The organism is Marinomonas aquiplantarum (assembly GCF_003314975.1).
GTDB lineage: Bacteria > Pseudomonadota > Gammaproteobacteria > Pseudomonadales > Marinomonadaceae > Marinomonas > Marinomonas aquiplantarum.
The window spans coordinates 261,646-284,028 of the sequence record NZ_QNRF01000002.1; the positions used below are offsets into that span (position 1 = coordinate 261,646).

A 22,383-nucleotide genomic window follows, 5' to 3' on the forward strand; every position below is an offset into this window, starting at 1 on the left:
GATTAATATCCGGTTTTTCCTTGGTTCCAGTAGGTGTCTGCAATGCTTGTGGCGTTACTGTTGCTACGTCCAGCGGTGCTTAAACTACGTAAAATAAATTGTAAAAAGATGCCTCGGTCGGCGTCATTGTCATCATCAATCCAGTCTTGATAGCTTAGTGAGACCTTGATGCAGCAGTTCTCATAGCCAACACCTGACACCTGTTTGGTTGCTTCGTCATCCATGAAATCGTAGCTGTACTGAGCGAACGCTGACCAATTTTGGTTGATTGGGAATACCGTACCAAAACTGGCTTGCTTTGCATCATCATCCGAGTCTGAATTATTAATGGAATATAAATAACTCAAATTCACTTTGACCCGATCCGCCGGTGTTAAACTTGCCACCAGTTGGGCAAGATTAATGTCATCTTCGTCAGGGTCGTAATTCAAGTTGGCGGTGAGGCTAAAGTCAGAACCATAATAGCTGGCAGAGGTTAATAGATCACTGTGTTCGCTATCGTCAACTGGACTGCTGTCACTAGTCGTACCACTAATATCAACATATCGATCATCTAAGTAGAAGACCTGACCAGCTTTTAAAGACCACTTTTCATTATTATTTTCATCATATAGACGACTTTCTAACCCAAAACTGACTTGTTCTGTGTCGCCGACCCTGTCGTTGCCATTAAAGCGCTCGTGACTAAAGGCGCTAGAGTAAGTCAAAGTAGATTCGCTGGCATCAAAATCAGGAATGTTTGTTTGGTTTTCGTAGGGGGAATGTAAGTAGTTTAATCTTGGTGACAAGGTTTGACGCCACGTGCCATTTTCGTTGGTAAAACGGCGTTCAAATGCTAACCCTGTGTCCAAGTAAGTTGTGATGTGGCCAAGCGACGTTTCTGAATCTGTATCGCTACTGTAGTCGTGTAATTGGTAGTCTCGGTATTGAGTCAATATACCTGGCGTTAGAGTCAACCAGTCGTTACCAAAATCGAGGGATGTATCTTGATTGACAACTAAGCGCTCGCCGTCGAAATCGTCTTCGGCTGGGTCATAAAAATCCGTATATTGTACTGCTAAGTTGTACTTTAAAAACGTGTTTGCAATTGAATAAGAGCTTTCTACACGAGGCTGCCATTCAAAAGGTTCGTCGTCCGAACTATCTGGAGTCTGATAGGTTAAATAGGTTAACTTGTTGAAGAAGTTACCACTGTTTAAAGACACATAAGCACTTTGCTGGTAATGGTCTTTTTCGCCAATAGATGTGCTGTTAGCTTCAGGGAATTCGTTTTCTGTGGGGCTAGCTTCATAGGTAAAACCGGATTGCAGATATTGGTTAAAGCGCTGATTAGAGCTTAGTTTGAGTAATATCTGGTCCCCTTCATCTTGGTCAGAGAAATAGGACTGTTCATAGGTCGTTTCGCCGTATGAACTCAGATGACGAAATTCAACATCAATACCTTCGCCTTTTTTTTGAATGTATTGAGGAGTAAATGTGGCGTCATAGTTGGCTGCCATGTTCCAGTAAAAAGGTGCTGAGAGACTTAAACCATCGTTCCCTGAATACCCAAAACTGGGGAATAAAAAACCACTTTGGCGTCTGTCATCAATCGGAAAGCGCAACCAAGGCGAGTAGAAAACCGGAATACCTGCAATGCGAACTTGAACGTGCTTGGCGGTACCGAAGCCTGACGTTGGGTTCAGCTCAATGCTGCTGCCATACAAACTCCAGCTTTCTTGATTTGGCTCACAAGTGGTAAAGAAACCTTCCTCAATAAACACCACACCATTTTTTTCTTGTGTTAATGATTTGGCTTTCCCCCGTGCTTTGCTGCTGTGACTTAAAAATAGGGCGTTTTCAAATTCTGTGGCGGCGCTGCCGTTGTTGGATATGTAGCTGTTTGAGCTTCTAATCAGTTCGTTATCAGTTCTTAGCGTGACATCGCCTGAAGCTTGGTAATAGTCGTTTGGAATACCTTGAATGGTGTCGGCAGATAACTGGGAGTCGGGCTGGACAATGTTCGCATTGCCTTGTAGATGAATAACGCCAGTTTGATCTCGGGTAATCAGATCGGCTTGAAGTTGAGTATTGTTACTTTGGCTGGCTTGCCATTGATTAACGTATTGGCCTTGGCAATAGCGACCTAACTGAGCTTGCTGCTCAGTGGTTAGGGATTCTCGAGGAGCCCAATCCCATTGATCTACTTGCCCGTGAGCAAGTGGCAATATGAAAAGACCTTGAAAAAATAGGGCGTAGTTGCGTAAATGCTTAACCATGCAGGGTATACTTATTTACCAATAATTGTTGTCCGAAATCGGAGGCTGCCAATTGAGGCTCCACGTAATAAGACAAATGATAATCTATGCAGGCCCATAGGGGCTACCGATTCTGGAGAAATATCTTTATGTGGAAAATTGTGTGCGCCATCCTGGGCTATGTTTTGATGTCAAATTTCCTTGGCGCGATATTGGGGTATATTGTTGGTAGCCTGTTAGACCGGGCTCAAAAAGGCGGTGCATTTAATCAAGCAAAGCGAGGCAATATACGCCTTCAGCAGGAAACCTTTTTCCGAACTTTGTTTTTATTAATGGGGCGTTTGGCTAAGTCGGACGGTCAGGTTTCCGAGGCAGAAATCCAACTCGCTCAGTCAGTTATGCTGCGATTGCGTCTGTCACCGGAAGCGCAAGAACAAGCAAAACGCCTCTTCAATGAGGGTAAATCTGCGAATTTTGATTTGGTTGCAGAACTGAATCATTTTAAAAGCATTGTTGGTCCTGGGGATTTAACCCGAACTTTATTAGAAGTTTTGCTGGTGTCTGCGTATGCAGATGGCCATTTTAGTATTGAAGAGAAGTCCTTTGTTTCTCAAGTGTGTGCCAACTTAGGCATCACGGTGGCAGAGTTTGAGGCGCTACACATTCAAGTGAAGCAACAAGCGCACTTTAGACAGGGCTATCAATCTTCCAATAACAATATGGGGTCTAAAGACTTATTGAAGTCAGCCTATGACGCTTTGGGAGTGACGCCGGACATGTCCGATGCGGATATTAAAAAAGCGTATCGTCGCCTAATGAGTAAAAATCATCCGGATAAACTGAGTTCTCAAGGTTTACCAGATGAAATGATTGAGTTGGCAAAGGAACGCACTCAGGAAATTCAATCGGCTTATGAATTAATTAAAAACGCACGTAAGTAGTGAGATTGCTGTGTGAATAAAGGAATTAAAAAAGTCCTTTATTCACTTGAGGTAGAGGCCGACGTTGGCTAATTTGTTTGGTATTTTGCTTTAAAAAACCGCGTACTCTTTGAACCAATAACGCTTGACTGTCTTGTCCTGTTACACGATCCGGAATGGCGTCTTTCTGAATGTATTGACCTTGAGGGTTTTCTCTCTGACGGCCTGCTTGTTGTCGCCACTGGGCAAATTGTTGGTTTCGACTTGGCTGACTTAAGTAGTAATCCAATATTGGTTGTGGTGTCTCTCTAATGAGTTGTGCAATCTGATAGCTCGACATGTCTGCAGGTGTTTGGATGTCAATGAGCGCTAGGGCTTGAATGGCTAATTTGTTTTGTGCAGAAAAGGCTAAGGCATAACTAGCCCCTGTTCGATATCCAATCAAGGCAAACTCATTAACGCCATCGGCTTTGGCCAGCTCTATGGCCGCTTCAATTCGAGCAAACACAATTGCTTGATTGGCTAGGTTAAGCGCACTATCTTCCGTGCTTTCTGAGGCTGAGTCAGTACTGGTTATCTTAATGGCTTGGCCACGTTTAGTGATATCAGGCACTTCTATGGACAGTGTACACCAACTGTATTCTGTTAATTTATCGCGTAAGGGAGCAATGGCTTCCGGCCAATCTGGGTGTTCATTATCTGAATGCAAAAGAATGGCGCAGCCTTGGGTTGAGCTGGTCTGAGATTTTCTGTAAAGGGATAGAAATGGACCACCATCGGCTTCTAATACTTGTATTTGATGTTCAAGTTGAACGCCCTCTAATGAGGACTTTAGAGCGTTGATTCGACTTACTTGCGGCTGTGGTGTGACGTACGTTTGTGCCGCAGAGTCGGTTGATGACGATTCTTCTGCTTGTATGTTGACAGCAGAACCAAGTAGCCAGCCAACCAGTGTAATCTTCAGTAAGAGATGAATTTTCTGCATTGTTTTCAATACTTCTTTCGATGGCCTTGTTAAAATATCGTCTTCGACGTTTGGTGTTTTTTATCAAGTTGCATTTATTGTGTCACTGCTGGAGACAGATATGAATGATTTTATCATTGCCCCTTCAATTCTTTCTGCTGACTTTGCCCGCCTAGGGGAAGAAGTTGATCATGTTCTAGAGGCGGGAGCCGACATCATACACTTTGACGTCATGGATAATCACTACGTTCCCAATTTAACGATTGGGCCCATGGTATGTAAAGCGTTACGCAAACATGGCGTAACGGCAGACATTGATGTGCATTTAATGGTGAAACCTGTCGACCGTATGATTGGTGATTTTATCGAAGCAGGGGCTTCTTATATTACGTTTCACCCTGAAGCCAGTGAGCACATTGATCGTTCTTTACAGATGATTAAGGACGGTGGTTGCAAAGCCGGTTTGGTCTTTAACCCAGCGACACCTTTACACCATTTGAAGCACGTTTTAGACAAGGTTGATATGGTGTTGCTGATGTCGGTGAATCCAGGCTTTGGTGGGCAGTCCTTTATTCCAGGCACCCTGGATAAGCTTCGTGAAGCACGAGCATTAATTGACGCCAGTGGTCGTAATATCCGCCTTGAAGTTGATGGTGGTGTTAGTGAAAAAAACATTGCTGAGATTGCTAAGGCAGGCGCAGATATGTTTGTGGCAGGGTCGGCGATTTTTGGGAAGCCAGATTATCGAGCTGTCATTGATGCCATGAGAGCCGAATTAGCGAGTGTTCGTTAATGAAGACCCCCAAGTATTTTTCGAAATGGTTTGAAGGTTGGCCGGATCTAGTGTGTTTGGATTTGGATGGCACATTAGTGGATAGTGTGCCGGATATCGCTGCTGCTGTGGATGCTTTTTTATCAGAGTTTCAGGCACCCTTGGCCGGGGAAGAGCAAGTCCGAGCTTGGGTTGGTTTAGGTGCTGCTAAGTTAATTGAGCAAGCATTGGATTGGGCTGGACTAAGCCAAGATAAGCATGAAGAAGCGTATCGTTTGTTTCTCATTCATTACCATCAACACCTGACAGATCATTCCAAACTGTATCCCAATGTGGTCGCGATTCTAAAAGCCTTTAAGCACAACAGTGTGCCAGTTGCTTTAATTACTAATAAACCCAGTGTCTTCATTAAACCGATACTGGATAAATTTGGCATCACTGAAGAATTTGCATGGTTCCTTGGCGGCGATACGTTAGATGAGAAGAAGCCTTCTGCTTTGCCATTGTTGCATTGCAGCGAAGCCATTGAGGCTCAACCTGAACGTTGTTTGATGATAGGGGATTCGATTACAGACTTTAAAGCCGCACAGAATGCGGGCTTTAAATCCGCTTTAGTCACCTATGGTTATCATCAAGGAGTAGACCTTAAAGGGCTAGGAGCCGATGCCATTATTGATGATTTGGCGGAGCTGCTCGTTTAACGGCAATGACGTTACTTGAAATGCTAGAAACGGCCAAGCTTGGTGGTGTCATCAAGCTTGGCCGTTTTTTTATGGGCATGAGTCTTATTTGTCGGGCGTTGATTGGTTGGATGCGGATTCATTATTAGCAAAATGAATTTGACCATCGTCACCAAAATGCAGTGTTTGTGTTGGGAAAGCCACTTCTGCGCCATGATCTTCAATAATCTTCATCGCTTTAAAAAGCACATCTTGCTTGACGTTATGATAGGTTCGCCAATCGACTGTTTTGGTGTAGGTGTAAATAAAGAAGTCGAGAGAAGATGGACCAAATTGGTTGAAATTCACCATATACACTTGTTGCGTGTCTAAGTCCTCATGATTTGCCACCATCTCTTTAATGTCTTTGAGTATGTCTGGCAGAATGCTGAAATCAGAGTAGCGCACGCCGATGGTTTCATTAATGCGTCTGTGTGTCATACGCGATGGATTTTCAACCGAAATCAATGAAAAAGTTGAGTTTGGAACGTATAGAGGGCGTTTTTCAAAGGTGCGAATGCGGGTTTGGCGCCAGCCAATGTGTTCAACTGTCCCTTCTATATTTTGATCGGGTGAACGTATCCAGTCACCAATAGCGAAAGGTCGATCTAGGTAGACCATGAGCCCACCAAAAAAGTTAGCCAATAAATCTTTAGCGGCAAAGCCGACCGCAATACCACCGATACCACCAAACGCTAAGACACCTGAAATGCTGTAGCCTAATGTTTGTAAGACAACCAGAGCAGACGTAATGATGACGGAGGCTCTCAGTAGCTTACTGATGGCGCCTGCCGTGGTGTAATCGACCTTGGTTTTTACCTTACTAGAACTGGTTACGGCTTTTTCACTTTGAGAAATACAGCGCAAAATAAACCAAGTTAATATGACAATAACGCCAACTTCTCTGATGGAGTCAATTAGAGAAGACAGTCCAGGGTCAATGTTGGTGCCAGAGATTTCCGCAGCGATGCTCAATCCAACTAGCCAGATAAATACCCCAATGGGTTTTTGAGCGGCAATCACCAACACATTGTCCCAAGGCGTCTTGGTGCGTTCTAATTGTGTGTTCAAGCGAATCAATAAACGGCTGGCAATAAAGTTGACGATTAGGGTGCCTAAGACCACCAAAAAGACTCTGACGACCCAGTGCATTTCGGTGTCACCTAGGCCGAAGTGAGTTTGCATTGTTTCCCAGTTCATAAAATCTCTCTGTAATGATGAATGTAAAAGGGTTTATAGAAGTAGTAAGGTGCCCAAGCCTAAGAAAGCCACAAAGCCTGCAATGTCGGTCACTGTGGTGAGTATGACTGAACCTGATAAAGCCGGATCAATACGCAGTTTGTCGAGTAGCACAGGGATTAAAACCCCAGACAGAGCGGCCATTAAAATATTAACGATGATCGCGAGGCCAATCACAGCTCCAAGCATGGAGTTGTTAAACCACCAATAGGTTACCAAGCCGATGATGATGGCCCATACAATGCCATTTAACCAACCCACCTTCAGCTCTTTGCTCAGAAGGGACTTTAAGTTGCTTCGAGTGATTTGTCCAAGAGCCAAGCCTCGAACAATCAAAGTCAGTGTTTGGCTGCCTGCAATGCCGCCCATTGAGGCGACAACTGGCATTAATACCGCTAAAGCGACTACTTGCTGTAAAGTTGCTTCAAATAAACCAATGAAGGCGGAGGCAAGGAAGGCGGTCAATAGATTAATACCGAGCCAAATACCACGAGTGGCTGCACTGCGTTTTACCGGTGCAAATAGGTCTGATTCTTCATTTAAGCCTGCGGTGGACATTTGTTGCGCTTCATTTTCAAGGCGTAAGGTTTCTAAGGCCAGTCCAGCATGAAAACGGCCCAATAATATGAGGTTACTGTCAACAACAGGAAGAGCTGATAAGGTCGATTTTTCCAGTTGTTCAGCAGCTTTCGATAAGCTCGTGTCAGCCTGAATAACGGAGCATTCTTCATCAATTAGATTGGAAATGGGTTCATGCTCTTGCGCTTTAAACAGCTTATCGAATTTGACACACCCTACCCAACGTCCGGTTCGGTTCACCAGATAAATCATATCAGTATAATTAGGGGTGGCCTTTTTTAATAACCGCATTGCTTCTGCAACACGAATAGACTGTGAGGCAATTAAGAGTTCGTGATCTATCCAGCGGCCAACAATGTCGTCTTCGTAAACAATACCTTGTTGATAGTATTCACGCTGCTTGTTGTCCATTTGCTTAAGGGCAAGGTCAACTAATCTGTCTGGCAACGAGTCGGTGATTTCTAATAGATCTGCCGCATCAACGTCAGCAAATAGGTTCTCAATCTCGCTGTCATCCAACTCTTTCAGCAGTAATTGTCGAGATTCGCCCCGCATTTCCACCAAAATGTCTAAGCGGTTGGCTTGTTTGATGTTCTCCCAAGCCTGCCTTCTTTGGTCTAATGGAATGGACTCTAAGGCAAGAGCTATATCGTCTGGACTGAATTCAGACATCATTTGGCTGATCGAGTTGGGCGAATGCTCGTCATGAATCAAATGTTCAATTAATTGAGTAACTTGGCTTTGCATTGGAGGCCCTTACAAATGCTGGTTCGGATACGTATCCATTAGTGTGCGGTATTCATTTGGGATTATCAAACAAGGCTTTGTTTTTGCAAGATATTATTTCATTGCTTAGGAATTTATGACGATTTTCAATGTTGGGCGAGTTAAAAAGGGCATGTTTGCGTTTTTTGAGCTTGCCCAGCAGGAGACAGCTGGTTCGCTTAAGTGTAGAATTTAGCCTTTTGAATGCCGCTTTCGACTGGGCATTTAGTTCGCTTTGGGCCTTATTTTAAAAATGTTGTTAGTCATAGATAATTACGACTCTTTCACCTACAACCTAGTGCAATATTTTAGTGAATTAGGGGCGGATGTGGTGGTGTATCGAAATAATCAGGTTTCCCTTGCAGACATTGAGCGTTTGTCACCAACGCATCTGGTTATTTCCCCGGGCCCTTGCACGCCAAACGAAGCGGGCGTTTCGATCGAGGCAATCAAGGCGTTTGCCGGTAAAATGCCCATTTTGGGTATTTGCTTAGGTCATCAAAGTATTGCTCAGGCCTTTGGCGGTAATGTGATTCGTGCTAAAAATGTCATGCATGGAAAAACGTCTTTAATACATCACCTAAATGAAGGTGTGTTTGCCGATTTACCTAACCCTCAAACGGCGACGCGATATCATTCGCTTGTGGTCGAACAAGAGAGTCTACCTGATTGCTTAGAGGTGACGGCTTGGAATCAAGATGATGAAGGAAAGCGTGATGAAATCATGGGCCTGCGTCATAAAGTATATGATATTGAAGGGGTGCAATTTCACCCTGAGTCTATTCTGACAGAGGCAGGACATGCCTTGTTAGCTAACTTTTTAAAACGATAGGAGAGACTGGTGGACATCCAAAAAGCAATTGCAGCTGTTGTGGAGCATCAAAACCTGTCAGCAGAAGACATGCAGTCTGTGATGACAGATATTATGACCGGCAAAACAACACCAGCTCAGATCGGAGGTTTTTTAATTGCCTTGCGCATGAAGGGCGAAACCGTCGAAGAAATTGCGGCGGCAGCACGGGTTATGCGTAAGCTCTCCAGTAAAGTCAGTTTACCGATTGAAGACATTGTGGATACCTGCGGTACCGGTGGCGATGGCGGCAACCTATTTAATGTTTCTACGGCATCGGCCTTTGTTGTGGCGGCGGCTGGTGGCAAGGTCGCTAAACATGGCGGTCGTTCTGTATCCTCTAAATCCGGTAGTGCAGATGTTCTTGAGCGAGCAGGTATTTTTCTCGGCTTAAACGCGGAACAAGTGTGTCGTTGTGTAGAAGAGATTGGTTTAGGCTTCATGTTTGCGCCGAATCATCATGCCGCGATGAAGTATGCGGTCGGGCCTCGTAAAGAGATGGCAACAAGAACCATATTTAATTTGTTAGGCCCCTTAACCAATCCGGCCAATGCAAAGCGTCAGGTGATGGGGGTCTTCCATCAAAAGTGGGTTCGACCTATCGCTGAAGTGTTAAAAGCTTTGGGAAGTGAACATGTTATGGTTGTTCATTCTGAAGATGGTTTGGATGAAATCAGTATTGCGGCACCTACCTTTGTGGCAGAGCTGAAAGACGGTGAGATTAAGGAATATCGTATTTCGCCTGAAGATTTCAACATTCCTCTACAATCCACCGACGATATACAGGCATACGATACTGATCAAAGCTTGTCTTTGGTTAAGTCGGCATTAGACGGCAAAGGAAAAGTAAACCCTGCCCGTGACATTGTGGCATTAAATGCTGGCGCTGCTATATATGTTGCTGGTATTGCCGACTCATTGGCTGAAGGGGTAAATATTGCTGAAGATGTTATTGGTGGCGGAACAGCGAAAGTGAAAATGTCTGAATTGGCGAGCTTTACGCGCTGCTTTATGGCACCCAACGCATAGAAATAGGAGTGACTTGGTTATGCAAGTGGAAACACCCACCATTTTGAAAAAAATTGTCGCGCGTAAATTTGAAGAAATTACAGAAAGAAAAGCGCATACACCTTATAAAAATTTAGAGGTGGCGGCGTCCGTTGCTAATGTACACAATGCTCCGCGTGGTTTTGCTCAAGCGCTTAAGCATCAAATTGCGATGGGTAAAGCTGGTGTGATTGCAGAAATTAAGCAGGCGTCACCGAGTAAAGGCATTTTACGTGAGCCTTTTTATCCAGGCGAGATTGCTAAATCTTATGAAAAAGCGGGTGCGGCCTGTTTGTCTGTGCTGACGGATAAAGACTTCTTTCAGGGTCATGAAGATTATCTGGTAGAAGCGCGTTCAGCTTGCCAGTTACCAGTCATTCGTAAAGACTTTATGGTCGACGAATATCAGGTGATTGAAGCCAGATCCATTGGCGCAGACTGTATTTTATTGATTGCAGCATGTTTGTCAGGTGAAAAGCTAAGAGCCTTAGATTTAATGGCTAGAGACTTGGGTATGGATGTGTTGGTCGAGGTTCACAACCGCGCGGAACTAGACTTGGCATTAGAATACACCGAGACAGAATTGCTGGGTATTAATAATCGAGATTTGCATACGTTTGAGCTTAGTTTAGACCATACTTTTGAGCTTATGAAGAATGTGCCAAAAGATAAGCTGATTGTTACGGAAAGTGGCATCCATACTCAAGAAGATGTGGCTTTAATGCGTAATCATGAAATTCATGCCTTTCTTGTTGGTGAAGCGTTTATGCGTGCCGATGATCCAGGTGAGAAGTTGGCTGAGCTATTTCAGAGCTAACAGACTATCAGTCGTATTGATAAGAAATAAGGTTATATATGAAAACGAATGTGAGTTGGCAAGAAGACGTCCATTTTACAGCTGAGACGGGATCTGGGTTTAACGTTGAGATCGATGGCAATCAAGTGGCTGGCCCTCGTCCGATGGAGTTGATTTTGGCTGGATTGGGTGGCTGTACTTCTTATGATGTGGTTGGCATCTTGAAGAAGTCCCGACAAGATGTGGTTTCTTGTGTGGCGCAAATTGATGCGGATCGTGCAGATTCAGTCCCTGCGGTATTTACTGAAATTCGAGTGCACTTTGTGGTCACAGGGCGCAAGTTAAAAGAGAATGTTGTCGCAAGGGCTGTCAAGCTATCGGCTGAAGAGTATTGCTCAGCATCACTCATGTTAGAACGTGGTGGTGTGAAGATTGTTCACAGCTTTGAGATTGTTGAAGCTGACTAGTTTTGTGGCGTTAGACGGTTTAGGAAAAGGGCTGAGAGGCTCTTTTTTTTGTGCAAAATATATGATGTTTGTGGCTATTAGATGGCGTCCTCACCAGGACTCGAACCTGGAATAGCTGCTTAGGAGGCGGCCGGTATATCCTGTTTACCTATGAGGACTCATTGGCGAGTATTTTATACCTGAAGCGCTTGTGATTACAAACAGTAAGTCTTTATCACTTTGATTTATATGTGGTTTTAAGCTCGACCTAAAGTCTGTTTGCTGCTGATAGGGCGAGTTGAGCCACGAGACGTGTATACTTTGTTTTTGGTGCTGTGGCCCTGCAAAAGTTCAAATAGGTGTTTGTTGCGTTTTTGCAAGGTGTTAAGGATTTGGGCGTTAGTATTGTTTTTTGTTTTGCAGCTTTTCAGTAGTGTCTCGCACTCTTTCATGAGTAAGCGAACTTCATCCATCGAGCTGTCTTGTACTTTTAGCCAGTTTTTAAACTCTTCTTCGGTCGGATTTTTACGATCCACCACATCAAATTTAATCAACACCTTGATGCGTCTTTCATTTAGCTCATTCATCTCATCAAGCAAGGCTTGCTTTTTGTCTGCTATTGCAATGATGGTTTCGCTGTTTTGTTCGCCGTACGCAGAGCGTTCTTCATCAAGAAGTTGGGACAGTTCAGTCAAAATGTCTTTGCTTTTGATGAAGATGGGGGTGATGGGAATCATAAAGTAAGCCCTTTATAGGCTGTATAGGACACGCTGATTAAAATAGCGTGTCCATAGAAGCCATATTATTGGCAAGCTTTTGGGTGTCAATCTTGTATTCACCTGCCGCGATGGCGTTTTTAATTTGCTCAACTTTGTCCATATCAACGTCTGGTAAATTGTTTAATTTAGCTTGTTGATTTTGTAGTGTTTGAGCTGTACCGCTAAGTTTAACGGTATCTTCTGCCAGTGTGCCACCACTTTGCACACCGCCTTTTTGTTCAGATGCACTGGCGGCCGCGTCGTCTTTATGCGCGCGCTCACTTTTGTTTATAGTGCCCTGATTTGATAGACCTGTTAAATGAATTGCCATTGGGTTTTTCCGCCCTTAAATGATTTGCCTGTCTATGGTTTCGGCTGGGTCTACGAAAACTTTAATGAATTACCTCAGAAAAAGGAAATTTATATTTGCCGAGTTGTCTGTACTCAATAGTTTACAAGAACCTCACTGTCAGTTACAACTTTAGCGTATACAATTCGTCCAGAACTCGCGTTTTTAACTCGTATTTGTTGACCTTTAACGCCATTCTCAAGTGCGACACCGTTCATGCGAACGGTAATGGTGCCACTGCTGGCAGTGATTTGAATTGCATCGCCTTTTTTAATTAAGGTAGGTAAACGAGTTAAATTGTCCGTGATGTAAGTATTAATACGGATATTACGAGAAGCAATTAGTCCATAAGGTGGGTTTTGTTGGGTGTAAACCTGACCTCTTAAATCAGAGATATCCACTTCCCCTAAGTCGGTATTGGATTGAGAAATAACCTGACCGCGATTGATGGGTGTGATGGCGCGGATGGCTGGGATGCTAATGGACTGGACAGCGGGTAGATAAGATTTCCAAACAGGATCAGGGCAACTGATTTCGTAATTGGTTCGTTTGCGTGCTTCTGGTCGTTGATTTTGAATACTAATTTGATTGTCGTTACAGTCAGGTAAGTATTTAAGGGAAGCAAGATTATTCAGTTTTATGGTAATGGTTGCGTGGGGGTAAACCTCGGATAAACGAGGGATTTCCACTTGATTAATGAAGCGATTAACCATTTCTTCGAGCACTTGAGCGTAACTGAAGTGTGTTTGAAGACAAATAAAGGCTATTAAAAGCCTTGAGATTCGCATGATGAGCACTCTTTGTTTATGATTTCGTTATGAATAAGTTAGTAAATTGTTGATATTCACTCTATCATTGGTGAATGCATTTTAACAATTTTGAGGGGTCACCTCATTATGCAGTTTATACATTTTGGAGGCGTATATGGCTGGGGTTCTAGATACTGTCAATCAACGTACACAGCTGGTCGGAGAAAATAGACTTGAGTTGTTGCTGTTTCGTTTGAATGGTAAGCAAATTTACGGCATCAATGTCTTTAAAGTAAAGGAAGTGCTTCAGTGTCCTAAACTTACCACTATGCCTCATAGTTCACCTGTGGTTCGTGGTGTTGCACACATTCGTGGTGGAACCATTCCAATTTTGGACTTAGGTTTGGCAACGGGTGCCAGTCCTATTGAAAATATTAGCCAGTGTTTTGTCATCATTACCGAGTATAACCGCCGTATTCAGGGGTTCTTGGTGCGTGGTGTTGAGCGTATTGTGAATATGAACTGGAGTGATATTCAGCCACCACCAAAAGGGCTATCGAATGACAACTATCTAACGGCTGTTTGTCAGGTCGACAAAGAGATGGTTGAGATCATTGATGTGGAGCAGATTCTTTCTGAAGTGGCGCCAATGCGACAAGATATTTCAGAAGGTATTGTTAATTCAGGTACACAAGAGAATGCGAAAAAACATCACATTCTTATTGTGGATGATTCCTCTGTGGCTCGTAAACAAATCAAGCGTTGTATGGAACAAGTCGGTTTTGCGACCACCGTTTTGTGTGATGGTCGAGAAGCTTATGAATTTTTACAGAGTTTGGTCGCTGAAGGTAAGGATGTCACACAAGAATTCTCAATGGTGATTTCAGATATTGAAATGCCAGAGATGGATGGTTACACCCTAACGACAGCGATTCGAAATGACAGTCGATTGCAGGATTTATTTATTCTTCTGCATACTTCTTTAAGTGGTGTCTTCAACGAAGCCATGGTGAAGAAGGTAGGAGCAGACGGTTTCTTAGCTAAGTTCCAGCCTGATGAGTTGGCGCGTTTGGCGATTGAAACAGTACAAGTGCAATCTGAGTAAAGTGATGGATTGGGGCGAGCCGAGCTCGTCCTTTAGTCTGCTTATTATGGAGTTTTAATGCTCAGCAGTACAAACACAATCACCCCAGCTGGTTACGTACGCTTTAGGGAATATCTACAGAAAGTATGTGGTATTTCTTTGAGTGATAATAAGCAGTATTTGGTGGCAAGCCGGTTAGGTAAAATTTTAGAAAGGGAAAACTTTTCTAAAATAGAGCAGTTGGTAGACGCGCTTGATAGGCCAATGAATGCTAAGCTGAAAGAAGAGGTTATCAATGCGATGACCACTAACGAAACCTTGTGGTTTCGTGATACTCACCCTTTCACCATTCTTCGCGAAAAGGTCTTGCCAGAAATGACGGCGGCGCCTTTACGCATTTGGTCTGCTGCCTCATCGACAGGTCAAGAACCTTACTCCATTAGTATGGTCATAGAGGCATTCAAGAGTGCTCGTCCAGGGGTTCTGAAACCCGGTGAAAGGATTGTTGCCACCGACATTTGTACTAACATTTTGCAGCACGCAAAACAGGGTGAGTACGACAGTTTGGCAATTGCTCGTGGTTTAGGGGCAGATTTACAAAGTCGTTATTTTGATAAACTGGATGATTCGACTTGGAAGATTAAATCCAACCTGAGTTCTCGTGTGGATTTTAAATATTTGAATTTGATTGACTCATTTGCAGGCTTGGGAAAGTTCGATGTCATTTTCTGCCGCAATGTGCTCATCTATTTTACGGTCGATTTGAAGCAAGATATTTTGCGAAGAATGCATGCCTCTCTAAAGCCAGGAGGGTATCTATTTCTTGGTGGTTCTGAAGCGTTGAGTGGTTTGTCAGATTATTTTGAAATAGTGCAATGCCACCCCGGTATTGTCTATAAAGCCAAACCTCGTTAGACCTATTTTACGGGATTTTGAAAAGCTCACCCTAGTGTTTAGGGTGGGCTTTTTTTGTTTTTATGACCTATCTTTTAAGTTGCCGCTTTTTGCCGTTTCAAGATTGCTTAAATATAACTTATTGAAAAACATGAATATTTTTTTTGGCATCATTATTGCTATATAAAATCATCTATCATTTTTGTTTGAGGGTTAAATGGCGATTTCCTTTGCAGGTGCCTTTGCTGGACACGATAAAGCATTAGAGTTTCGAAGTGCTCGTGCGGCGATATTGGCGAACAATATCGCGAACGCTGACACACCAAACTACAAAGCACGAGACATTAGTTTTGATGCGGCTTTGGGTGAAGAAATGAAGCGACTGCAGTTGCAAGGAACCAATGATCGACATTTTGCTCACGGAGCAGAGAGTGAGGCCTCGGGAGATTTGCTTTATCGCAACCCAGAGCAGCCTTCATTGGATGGCAATACCGTAGACATGCAGCGAGAGCAGGCAGAATATGCGCAGAACTCGATGCAATTTGATACAAGCTTCATGTTTCTAGATCGTAAGATCAGTGGCATGAGAAAAGCGCTGACTGGGAATTAATCACGATGTCTTTGAGTAATATTTTTACCATTTCTGGCTCGGCAATGAGTGCTCAAACCGTTCGTTTGAATACCATTGCTAGTAATATGGCAAACGTCGACAGTGCGGCCAGTTCAGCGGATCAGACTTATCGTGCACGCAAGCCAGTGTTTTCTCAAATGATGAATGACAGCATGCGTGAACGCGGTTGGAAGAATACTAAGTTAGATGAAACGGGAGCGGGTGTTGGCGTTCAAGTTGAGGCGATTGTCGAATCAGATGCACCTCTACAACCTCGTTATGAACCAGATCATCCGATGGCAAATGAAGAGGGTTACGTTTTTTATCCGAATGTGAACCCAATGGAAGAGATGGCTGACATGATGTCGGCGTCTAGATCCTTCCAAACGAACGTAGAAATTATGAACTCGGCAAAAAGCATGATGCAAAAAATGCTAACGCTCGGGCAATCTTAGGAGCAGATAGATGGCAAATATATCTGATAAAAACGGCCTTGGTGGGCTGATCTCACAATACGGTACCGAAGCGGCAAAGTCGAAAGCTGGCATCGAAAAACCGGAAGTGAAGCCAGAAGAAGGGGCGTTAGCTGACCAGAATGTCTTTCTGAAGCTCTATATTGAGCAGTTGAAGGGGCAGGATCCAACGGCACCTCAAGATGCTAACGATATGGTTGCGCAAATGTCGCAGTTTAGTTCATTGGAGCGATTGACCAGTATTTCAGATCAGTTGGAAACCATGGCGTCATCATTAACATCAAATCAGGCATTAAGTGCGTCGACCTTGGTTGGCAAATCGATTTTGATGGAAGGTGACAAGGCGAAAATGGGTGATGGCGTAGATCCTTTAGTGGTGAAAGCTGTTGTACCTGAGTCGTCTAAGAGTGCGGTTTTAAAAATCTATGATTCAAGTAACAACTTGGTCAGAACCGCGCCATTGGATACGGGTGAGTTTAGCTGGGATAAGTTAGACAGTGACGGAAATCCTTTGCCGGCTGGTGAATATCGTTTTGCCGCTACGTCGACAAATGCACAGGGAGAGACGTCATCGATGTCAACACGTGTACCGACCAGAATTCAGGGTGTCACCATTAATGGTGAAGAAGGCACCGTCTTGAACGTGGAGAATCACGGCAAGATCAAACTAACAAAAGAACTAGAAATCTTAGGGTAACTGGAGAGCGTTATGGGATTTAATACTGCACTGTCTGGCATTAAAGCCTCGGCTGATTATTTGGGTGTTACGGGTAATAATATTGCCAACGCTGATACCACAGGCTTTAAGAAATCACGCATTGAATTTGATGACTTATACAACACCAGTGTACTGGGTGCGGGCAGCGGCAACAGTATCGGTTCTGGTGTTAGTGTGAGTAAAGTGGCACAAGAGTTTTCACCTGGTAACCTGTCTTATACAGATAACAATCTAGACCTTGCGATTGATGGCAGTGGCTTTTTTGTTTTGGATGCCGGGATTGCTCAATCCTATACCCGAGCAGGTAATTTCAAACTAGATGAAAATGGCTATCTGGTGACAAACAATGGCAGTCATGTACAGGGGTTTAATGCTGTCGAGGGTGTCGTAGGCGGCAACCTTGAAGATATGCGTATTCCAACTGACCGTATTGCGCCTGAGGCCACCACTGAAATGGAGTTGCAAGTTAACTTGAACTCTAAAAGTGAAGACGTGCCGCCGTATATAAGAGAAGATTTCGATCCGCTGAATCCTGATACTTATAACTACACTCAAACGCAAGGTGTCGTAGACGGTGAGGGTAACACTCACATTGTGACTTATTACTATGCGAAAAGTGAGTTGCCAAATACCTACCGAGTGCACGCTACCGTAGACGGTAACATTACCGATGATGCGGGCGCAGCCTTCCTTGGTGAAACGTATGCGACTTACAACTCAGCCGAAGCAGGTGAAGACTTTAATGGTGATGGCACTAATGAAGCACCATTTGAGTTGCTCTACCTAGGCGCGGCTAATCCGGGAGTGACTGACATTGAGGCCGGAACGAAAACGCCAATCACAGTAACGGGAACCTTGGGCGGGGTGGCGATAACTTCATCGCTGGAAGTGGATAGTGTACGTGAGCCTGTGTCTGTGGCTCGTGAAGCGTTTGATCCGCTTAAGCCTGAAACCTACACCTATGGTAATACACGTACTATTTATGATTCTTTGGGTGAGCCTCATACGGTGGGTTATTACTTCATCAAGCAAGGTGAGAATAACACTTACGAGATGAGACTGACGGTTGATGGTGAAGAGACATTTGAAGATCCTCTAACGGGTGAAGATACTCGCTTCTTAGAAAAGAATACGGCGGTTAGTTTTGATGCGGCGGGTAATTTAATGGGGGCCTATCGTGGTTTGCCTCCGTTTGAAGTGGCTCAGCCGATCACGCTTGAAATTGTCGGTTTGGATCCTACCAACCGCGGTAAGATGGCACCGCTGGATTTGGCGGGTTCAACTCAATACGCTTTAGAAAATTCGGATACCTTTGAGCAAGACGGCTTCTCAGCTGGTGAATTGCAAGGTGTATCTTTTGATAGTGATGGTTTCCTAGTTGCCAACTATACCAACCAACAAACGGCAACACTTGGCCAGATCGCCTTAGCCACCTTCGATAGTACAGACGGTTTGATGCCGACTGGACACACTGCATGGTTGGCGAGTAAAGGATCTGGTGCCGCTGATATTGGTCGTCCAAACAGCGGAACATTAGGGAAAATCCAAGGGGGCGCGTTAGAGGAATCTAACGTTGATCTGACGTCTGAGCTGGTCTCTCTGATTGAGGCACAGCGTAATTACCAAGCGAACAGTAAAACATTAGAAACAGAAAATACTGTCACGCAGACGATCATAAACCTTCGTTAATTTTCTGGAGAGAGAAGTTTTATGGCCGAAGCAGCCTAGCTGCTTCGGCTTTTTTTTGCGCTTTTTTTAAGTTGGTATGAATTTTGTAAGAGGTATAGCTAGATAACCTGATTTTTGTTTGGAGCGGGTAATGGATAAAGCATTATATTTAGCAATGAGCGGTGGCGTTCAGACCATGAATGCTCAAGCAATTCATGCGAATAATTTAGCCAATGTAAATACAACAGGCTTTCGTTCAGATTTTGAGCAAGCCCGTTCAATGCAGGTGTATGGGGATTATTACCCTAGTCGCGTGTATGCCATGACAGAGAATCCAGCGACGCGCTATACGCAAGGTGACATGATTCAAACCGATCGTAATTTGGACATCGCTATTAATGGCGATGGTTTTATGACGGTCTACGATGAAACAGGGCAAGAAGCTTATACCAGGGCTGGTGATTTGCAAATAAATGCCGCTGGGCAATTAGTAACAGGACGAGGTTTGCCTGTAGCGGGTGTCGGTGGACCAATTTTTCTACCGCCTGTTGATAGTATCAACATTATGGCAGATGGTTCTATTTCGATTGTTCCTCAAGGTGGTGGCGCCAATGAAGTGGCGGTGATTAATCAGATTAAGTTAGTTAATCCAGATCCTCAGAATCTTCGCAAGGGGCAAGACGGTCTGATCCATACGCGAGATGGTCAGTTCTTAGAGGCCGATTTAAATGTGCAATTAGTCAGTGGTTTTATTGAAGGCAGTAATGTGAATGCTGTCGAAGAAATGACGCACATTATGAACCTAGCGCGACGTTTTGAAATGAACGTAAAAATGATGGATACGGTAAGAGAGAATGCCAATTCATCGGCAAGAATATTACAGCGTACCGCTTAACAAATATAATCGTTAAGCGTGTTAACCAACAGTAAGAATAGATTGATAGAGAGAATGGGGCGGTTATGAATTCGGCATTATGGGTAAGTAAAACTGGCTTAAGCGCAATGGACAAACAATTGAATACGGTAGCCAACAACTTGGCTAACGTGTCCACTACGGCCTTTAAAAAAGACCGAGCTGTCTTTGAAGATTTGATGTATAAAACGGTTCGAGCGCCAGGTGGATTAAGTGCTCAAAATGCAGAATTACCATCAGGTTTACAGTTGGGTACTGGTGTAAAAGTCGGAGCGACGCAGAAAGACTTTTCTAATGGCGATTACAACATGACGGATAGGCAATTAGACATTGCGATTCAAGGTAAGGGCTTTTTTCAAGTATTACAGCCAGATGGTACCGTTGCCTATACCCGTGATGGCAGTTTTCAGTTAAACAGTGACGGTCAGATTGCCACCTCAGGTGGATTGGTACTAGAGCCAGGTATTCAAATTGATCCAACCGCAGTAGAAATTTTGATTTCGGAAGACGGTATTGTGTCGCAACGAATGAGCGGTGAGGCTGATCCGCAAGAAGTGGGTGCGATTAATATTGCGGGCTTCATTAACCCAACTGGTTTGGATGCCGCTGGTCAGAATATTTTCACTGAAACCAATGCCAGTGGACCACCAATTGTTGGTGCGCCTGGTGCGGATTCTTTGGGCACAGTAGCTCAAGGTATGTTGGAAGCGTCTAACGTGAATTCGATTGAAGAACTTGTGAACATGATTACGACACAGCGTGCTTACGAAATGAATTCAAAAGTCATCGCCTCTGCGGACGGCATGATGAGCTTTGCGATTCAGCAGTTATAAAAAGAGTAATTAACAATGAAGATAAAACTTTTTCTGTTGGCCTTGCTCAGTTCCTGCTTAACAGGTTGTTTAACTTGGGACATTGATCAGCAAGCCGTTGCAAATGCAGCTGCAGCCGGTGCCGCGGGTGCGGTAGCTGATGCGGTGGTGGACGCCATAAACGATGACGATGAAGCGCCAGAAGAGACAGCAGAAGAAGATCGCAAAGGATTTGTGCCAGACCCTAATGACCCTATGAACGGGCCAGAGATTGCTGAGGCCATACAGCAAGATGATCCGTACTACACCCCCATTTATGATAACGGTATGACGTCGGCTCAAGCGCCAACAGGTGGTATTTATCAAACGGGTATGGGAGATGTCTTTTTTGGCGATCAAAAAGCCAGTAAAGTGGGCGATATCTTGACGATCAATCTCAATGAAACGACGACATCGACTAAAGCCAATGCGGCGACCGTGTCTAAATCGTCGTCAGCAACCATTGAGAACCCGACGATACTAGGACAAGAGCTTAAAATGGACACCACCGTACCGCAGCAAGGAACCGATTTTTCAGGTAATGCTTCGGCTAACCAGAATAACAGTTTAAGTGGTACCATCACGGTAACTGTCTATAAAACCTACTCTAATGGCCTGCTGGCGGTGAGAGGCGAAAAATGGTTGCGCTTAAATCAAGGTGATGAATACATTCGTTTTTCTGGACTAGTGCGTAAGCAAGATATATCCCCTGATAATACGGTTGAATCGCAGCGAGTGGCGGATGCCAGAATTACTTACTCAGGTACTGGTGAAGTGGCTGCGGGCAGTGAACAAGGTTGGGTAAGCCGTTTATTAAATACTCGAGACATGCCTTATTAATCTCGAAGCTTGATATTGAGAAGCAATGGGTTTCTCACAATAGGTGATTGAATGAAGCGTTTTACATTAATGATCATTTGTTTCTTGTCAGTATCGGCTCAGGCGGAGCGCCTGAAAGATATTGCAAGTGTACAAGGTGTCCGAGATAACCAGTTATTTGGTTATGGCTTGGTGATTGGTCTAAATGGTACGGGTGATAGCACGCCTTTCACTAATCAAAGTTTTGCCAGCATGTTATCGCGTTTTGGCGTGACTTTGCCGGAAGGCGTGAGTGCAACCTCTAAAAATGTCGCCGCGGTTTCTTTGACGGCGACCTTGCCTGCTTTCTCTAAACCAGGTCAAAAAATTGATGTGACAGCTTCGTCGATTGGTAATGCCAGTGCCTTGAGTGGCGGTACCTTATTATTATCCACCTTAAAAGGGGCGGACGGTGCGGTTTATGCGATCGCGCAAGGCAATGTTGTGGTTGGCGGTTTAGGGGCCAATGGGGCGGACGGATCTCGTATATCCGGCAATGTTCCCACCGTTGGTCGAATTCCCAATGGCGCTAGTGTAGAACGTATTGTGCCGAGTAGTTTCAACCGTGGCGACACTCTGACATTCAATTTGAATCGCCCCGATTTTACAACGGCAAAACACGTTTCAGATAAGATCAATGACTTGCTTGGGCAAGGGGTTGCCACCACATTGGATGCGACCTCCATTCGAGTATCAGCGCCTCGTGATCCTAGTCAACGTGTGACTTTTCTCTCTATCTTGGAAAACTTAGAAGTAGATGTGGCGGAAGAGCGTGCTCGCATTGTAGTGAACTCCAGAACAGGGACCATTATTATTGGTCAGCATGTGAAAGTTTCTCCTGCCGCCATTACCCATGGCAGTTTGACCGTGACGATTCAAGAGGTTCCTCCACAAGTTGGGCAAGATGGAACGGTGACGGGCGGTGAAACCATTGTGTCGCCTAGAGAAGGGATCGAGATCAGTAATAATAGCGGCCATATGTTTATGTTTGATCCTGGCGCGTCTTTGAATGATATCGTACGCGCTGTTAATCAGGTGGGGGCTGCGCCTGGTGATGTGATGGCCATCTTAGAAGGGCTAAAACAGGCTGGTGCGATCAATGCTGACCTTGTGGTGATCTAAAC

The 22,383-nt window shown here is 44.3% G+C and carries 24 protein-coding genes and 1 tRNA gene; 17 read left to right on the forward strand and 8 right to left on the reverse strand.

All coding sequences use genetic code 11. From position 1 onward, the window contains the following. Positions 1–2: 2 nt before the first annotated feature. Complete coding sequence (locus DFP76_RS04585) at positions 3–2,258, reverse strand: LPS-assembly protein LptD (RefSeq protein WP_113873484.1); 2,256 nt, start codon at positions 2,256–2,258, stop codon at positions 3–5. Positions 2,259–2,386: 128 nt separating this feature from the next. On the opposite strand from DFP76_RS04585, the gene djlA reads away from it, so the two are divergent. Beyond that, on the forward strand, positions 2,387–3,178 hold the full coding sequence (djlA, locus tag DFP76_RS04590) for a co-chaperone DjlA (protein ID WP_113873485.1): 792 nt from the start codon (positions 2,387–2,389) through the stop codon (positions 3,176–3,178). Positions 3,179–3,203: 25 nt separating this feature from the next. Here djlA and DFP76_RS04595 read toward each other — a convergent pair whose 3' ends face one another. Then, positions 3,204–4,142, reverse strand: coding sequence for a DUF3530 family protein (locus DFP76_RS04595; protein WP_113873486.1), 939 nt, complete (start codon positions 4,140–4,142; stop codon positions 3,204–3,206). 100 nt (positions 4,143–4,242) lie between these two features. Between DFP76_RS04595 and rpe the strand changes: the two genes are divergently transcribed. Beyond that, positions 4,243–4,914, forward strand: coding sequence for a ribulose-phosphate 3-epimerase (gene rpe, locus DFP76_RS04600; RefSeq protein WP_113873487.1), 672 nt, complete (start codon positions 4,243–4,245; stop codon positions 4,912–4,914). Continuing rightward, positions 4,914–5,594: a phosphoglycolate phosphatase gene (locus DFP76_RS04605; RefSeq protein WP_113873488.1), complete on the forward strand. Its 681-nt coding sequence runs from the start codon at positions 4,914–4,916 to the stop codon at positions 5,592–5,594. The genes rpe and DFP76_RS04605 overlap by 1 nt, the downstream gene beginning before the upstream one ends. Positions 5,595–5,678: 84 nt before the next feature. On the opposite strand, the gene DFP76_RS04610 is transcribed toward DFP76_RS04605, so the two are convergent. Together DFP76_RS04610 and DFP76_RS04615 are read right to left on the reverse strand one after the other, a co-directional pair. Further along, positions 5,679–6,812: a mechanosensitive ion channel family protein gene (locus tag DFP76_RS04610; RefSeq protein ID WP_113873489.1), complete on the reverse strand. Its 1,134-nt coding sequence runs from the start codon at positions 6,810–6,812 to the stop codon at positions 5,679–5,681. Between the two features lie 33 nt (positions 6,813–6,845). Beyond that, the gene (locus DFP76_RS04615; RefSeq protein ID WP_113873490.1) at positions 6,846–8,177 is read right to left on the reverse strand and encodes a magnesium transporter; all 1,332 of its coding nucleotides are present in this window, start codon (positions 8,175–8,177) and stop codon (positions 6,846–6,848) included. Positions 8,178–8,448: 271 nt separating this feature from the next. Here DFP76_RS04615 and DFP76_RS04620 point away from each other — a divergent pair, with 271 nt between their 5' ends. The 4 genes from DFP76_RS04620 to DFP76_RS04635 are packed head-to-tail and all read left to right on the forward strand — an operon-like array spanning position 8,449 to position 11,355. Next, complete coding sequence (locus tag DFP76_RS04620; RefSeq protein ID WP_113873491.1) at positions 8,449–9,027, forward strand: anthranilate synthase component II; 579 nt, start codon at positions 8,449–8,451, stop codon at positions 9,025–9,027. A gap of 9 nt (positions 9,028–9,036) precedes the next feature. Then, on the forward strand, positions 9,037–10,074 hold the full coding sequence (gene trpD, locus DFP76_RS04625) for an anthranilate phosphoribosyltransferase (RefSeq protein ID WP_113873492.1): 1,038 nt from the start codon (positions 9,037–9,039) through the stop codon (positions 10,072–10,074). Positions 10,075–10,093: 19 nt separating this feature from the next. Then, positions 10,094–10,909, forward strand: a complete 816-nt coding sequence (trpC, locus tag DFP76_RS04630) for an indole-3-glycerol phosphate synthase TrpC (protein ID WP_113873493.1) — start codon at positions 10,094–10,096, stop codon at positions 10,907–10,909. A 38-nt stretch (positions 10,910–10,947) separates the two neighbouring features. Next, positions 10,948–11,355, forward strand: coding sequence for an OsmC family protein (locus tag DFP76_RS04635; protein ID WP_113873494.1), 408 nt, complete (start codon positions 10,948–10,950; stop codon positions 11,353–11,355). An 82-nt stretch (positions 11,356–11,437) separates the two neighbouring features. On the opposite strand, the gene DFP76_RS04640 is transcribed toward DFP76_RS04635, so the two are convergent. The 4 genes from DFP76_RS04640 to flgA all read right to left on the reverse strand — a co-directional run bounded on the left by DFP76_RS04640 (position 11,438) and on the right by flgA (position 13,229). After that, a tRNA-Arg gene (locus tag DFP76_RS04640) sits at positions 11,438–11,513 on the reverse strand. 78 nt (positions 11,514–11,591) lie between these two features. Next, positions 11,592–12,071 carry a flagella synthesis protein FlgN gene (locus DFP76_RS04645; RefSeq protein ID WP_113873495.1) on the reverse strand — a complete coding sequence of 160 codons (480 nt, stop codon included), beginning with the start codon at positions 12,069–12,071 and terminating at the stop codon, positions 11,592–11,594. Positions 12,072–12,108: 37 nt separating this feature from the next. Then, on the reverse strand, positions 12,109–12,423 hold the full coding sequence (gene flgM / locus DFP76_RS04650; protein ID WP_113873496.1) for a flagellar biosynthesis anti-sigma factor FlgM: 315 nt from the start codon (positions 12,421–12,423) through the stop codon (positions 12,109–12,111). A 113-nt stretch (positions 12,424–12,536) separates the two neighbouring features. Then, positions 12,537–13,229, reverse strand: a complete 693-nt coding sequence (gene flgA, locus DFP76_RS04655) for a flagellar basal body P-ring formation chaperone FlgA (protein ID WP_113873497.1) — start codon at positions 13,227–13,229, stop codon at positions 12,537–12,539. A 136-nt stretch (positions 13,230–13,365) separates the two neighbouring features. On the opposite strand from flgA, the gene DFP76_RS04660 reads away from it, so the two are divergent. The 10 genes from DFP76_RS04660 to DFP76_RS04705 all read left to right on the forward strand — a co-directional run bounded on the left by DFP76_RS04660 (position 13,366) and on the right by DFP76_RS04705 (position 22,381). Next, positions 13,366–14,295, forward strand: a complete 930-nt coding sequence (locus tag DFP76_RS04660) for a chemotaxis protein CheV (protein ID WP_113873498.1) — start codon at positions 13,366–13,368, stop codon at positions 14,293–14,295. A 57-nt stretch (positions 14,296–14,352) separates the two neighbouring features. Continuing rightward, complete coding sequence (locus tag DFP76_RS04665) at positions 14,353–15,189, forward strand: CheR family methyltransferase (protein ID WP_113873499.1); 837 nt, start codon at positions 14,353–14,355, stop codon at positions 15,187–15,189. 196 nt (positions 15,190–15,385) lie between these two features. Then, entirely contained in the window at positions 15,386–15,778 is a 393-nt protein-coding gene (gene flgB / locus DFP76_RS04670) for a flagellar basal body rod protein FlgB (RefSeq protein WP_113873500.1), read from the forward strand. A gap of 5 nt (positions 15,779–15,783) precedes the next feature. Then, positions 15,784–16,233, forward strand: coding sequence for a flagellar basal body rod protein FlgC (gene flgC, locus DFP76_RS04675; RefSeq protein WP_113873501.1), 450 nt, complete (start codon positions 15,784–15,786; stop codon positions 16,231–16,233). Positions 16,234–16,243: 10 nt separating this feature from the next. Next, positions 16,244–16,948, forward strand: a complete 705-nt coding sequence (locus DFP76_RS04680; protein WP_113873502.1) for a flagellar hook assembly protein FlgD — start codon at positions 16,244–16,246, stop codon at positions 16,946–16,948. 12 nt (positions 16,949–16,960) lie between these two features. After that, positions 16,961–18,658: a flagellar hook-basal body complex protein gene (locus tag DFP76_RS04685; RefSeq protein WP_113873503.1), complete on the forward strand. Its 1,698-nt coding sequence runs from the start codon at positions 16,961–16,963 to the stop codon at positions 18,656–18,658. Positions 18,659–18,788: 130 nt separating this feature from the next. Continuing rightward, positions 18,789–19,532, forward strand: coding sequence for a flagellar basal-body rod protein FlgF (flgF, locus tag DFP76_RS04690; protein ID WP_113873504.1), 744 nt, complete (start codon positions 18,789–18,791; stop codon positions 19,530–19,532). Between the two features lie 65 nt (positions 19,533–19,597). Continuing rightward, complete coding sequence (flgG, locus tag DFP76_RS04695; RefSeq protein WP_113873505.1) at positions 19,598–20,383, forward strand: flagellar basal-body rod protein FlgG; 786 nt, start codon at positions 19,598–19,600, stop codon at positions 20,381–20,383. A gap of 15 nt (positions 20,384–20,398) precedes the next feature. Beyond that, positions 20,399–21,241 carry a flagellar basal body L-ring protein FlgH gene (locus tag DFP76_RS04700; protein ID WP_113873506.1) on the forward strand — a complete coding sequence of 281 codons (843 nt, stop codon included), beginning with the start codon at positions 20,399–20,401 and terminating at the stop codon, positions 21,239–21,241. A gap of 51 nt (positions 21,242–21,292) precedes the next feature. Beyond that, the gene (locus DFP76_RS04705) at positions 21,293–22,381 is read left to right on the forward strand and encodes a flagellar basal body P-ring protein FlgI (RefSeq protein WP_113873507.1); all 1,089 of its coding nucleotides are present in this window, start codon (positions 21,293–21,295) and stop codon (positions 22,379–22,381) included. The last annotated feature ends 2 nt before the right edge of the window (positions 22,382–22,383 follow it).